Origin of the sequence: Sphingomonas sp. CCH9-E2 (assembly GCF_001557215.1) — a bacterium.
In the GTDB taxonomy this organism is placed as follows: domain Bacteria; phylum Pseudomonadota; class Alphaproteobacteria; order Sphingomonadales; family Sphingomonadaceae; genus Sphingomonas.
The window spans coordinates 1-1929 of the sequence record NZ_LSJM01000028.1; the positions used below are offsets into that span (position 1 = coordinate 1).

2 protein-coding genes are annotated in these 1929 nt (G+C 63.5%); both read left to right on the forward strand.

Annotated elements, in window-relative coordinates:
* On the forward strand, nucleotides 1–251 hold a 251-nt coding region (locus tag AX681_RS01415; RefSeq protein ID WP_197421933.1), incomplete at its 5' end, for a CopD family protein.
* Between the two features lie 661 nt (nucleotides 252–912).
* On the forward strand, nucleotides 913–1929 hold a 1017-nt coding region (locus AX681_RS01420; RefSeq protein WP_156455978.1), incomplete at its 3' end, for an NAD-dependent epimerase/dehydratase family protein.

A 1929-nucleotide genomic window follows, 5' to 3' on the forward strand; every position in this document is an offset into this window, starting at 1 on the left:
CCTTGGGGACGACACTCTACGGCCTGCTGCTGCTCGCCAAACTGGTCTTGTTCGCAGCGATGCTGGGGCTCGCTTCACTCAATCGTTTCCGCCTCACGCCGGCCTTCGAGCGCTCGATTGCCATGAACGACCATGGCGGGGCGCTTACGGCGCTGCGGGCCAGCCTTGCGGTCGAGACAGCCTGCGTGATCGGCATCCTGGCGCTCGTGGCATGGCTCGGCACCCTCGCGCCGCCCGCGTCGGGCATGTAAGCGCTATGGCCCAGCGCCCACGCAAGCGCCGCTCCGGCCGCCTTCCTGTCGCAAGCGTCGGCGCACGTGCGGCACGCCACTATGGCGGAGTCGATCTGGTGCATTGTCTTTCCTTGCAGGTAGCCTCGCCCTCCTGGATACGGGTGTTTGCATTTACCCTTACCGGATCTTCGGGTGCGTCGGGGGTTGGCCTTGGCGCACTACGGTTCAGGTGACGCGGGTGGCAAAGGCTCCTCGAGAGGAGCGTACCGCCCAGCGCGCTGGCGACCGTGATGGCTATAGCCGTAGTCGCCCATGTCGAGCCGTAGGAGGCAATTGGAATAAGCTTCGGTGCCGGGCGTGAATCCGTAGCTTTCGCACGCGGCCCGGTGCCGCAAAACCATTTCCTGTGGACTGATACAGCCGCTTAGAAGCAAACCGGTCGCGGTGACGCTGAGGAGTGTCATTTGATGGTTCATAATCAGCTCTCCCTGCGGGCAGCTTCCACCTTCTTATACGCACTTGCGCGGCTTAACCTTCGCCCCCCCAAGGCGCCGCCGCTTGGACCGATGCGAATGCAGGTCGAGTTTTATGACCGGATGCCCGCACACGCCGCCCGTTAAAGACGGAAAAGCTGGGCCTGTCGGCGTTTTCAGGATGAACGAACGAGGATGGCAAAGTCATGACCGACGTCAAACGCAGTGAAGCCAGCAGCGGCCAGGGTGGCGGCGACGTTGTTCTGATCACGGGCGCGAGCGGCTTCATCGCCGCTGCGCTGATCGCCAAACTCAGTGAGCGCTATACGGTTGTCGGCCTCGATCGCGCTGGCCCTCCCGATCCACCACCACCCGCCGCAGCAATCGACTTCGATCTTGGTTCTGACGAGGCGGTGCGCGCCGCGCTGAATGAGGTCCGTGCCCGCTATGGCAACCGTATCGCCTCGGTGATCCACCTCGCCGCCTATTATGACATCACGGGCGAGCCCAACCCGCTCTACGACAAGATCACCGTGCAGGGAACGCAACGCCTGATCGACGGCTTGCAATCGTTTGAGGTCGGGCAGTTCGTGTTCGCCAGCACGATGCTGGTCCATAAGCCGACCCCCACTCCCGATGAGCGTATCAACGAAGACTCGCCGATCGGTGCGGCCTGGGCGTATCCGCAGTCCAAGGTCGACACCGAAGCAATGCTGCACGAGCGCCGGGGCAAGATCCCCGTCGTCTTCCTGCGCCCAGCCGGAGTTTATGACGACGACGGGCGATCGGCGTTCCTCGCACAGCAGATATCGCAGATTTACGAGCACCGCCTGATTTCGCATTTCTATCCGGGGATGCTGTGCGCCGCGCAGTCATCGGTGCACCGCGACGACTTGGCCGATGCGGTGCTCCGTCTCGTCGACCGGCGGCGCGATCTTCCGGCGGAGCTACCGCTGCTCATCGGCGAGCCCGACGCGCCCGGCTATGCCGAAATCCAGGACATCGTCGGCGAGACGCTCCACGGCGAGGGCTGGAGGACGATCCGCATCCCGCAGCCGCTCGCAAAGGCCGGGATCATCCTGCAAAACGAGGCGCTTGGCAGCGAAGACTTCATCCAGCCGTGGATGATCGACAGCAGCAACGATCACTACCTTCTGGACATCTCGCGTGCACGATCGCTGCTCGGGTGGGAGCCGAAGCACAATCTTCGCGACACGCTGCCG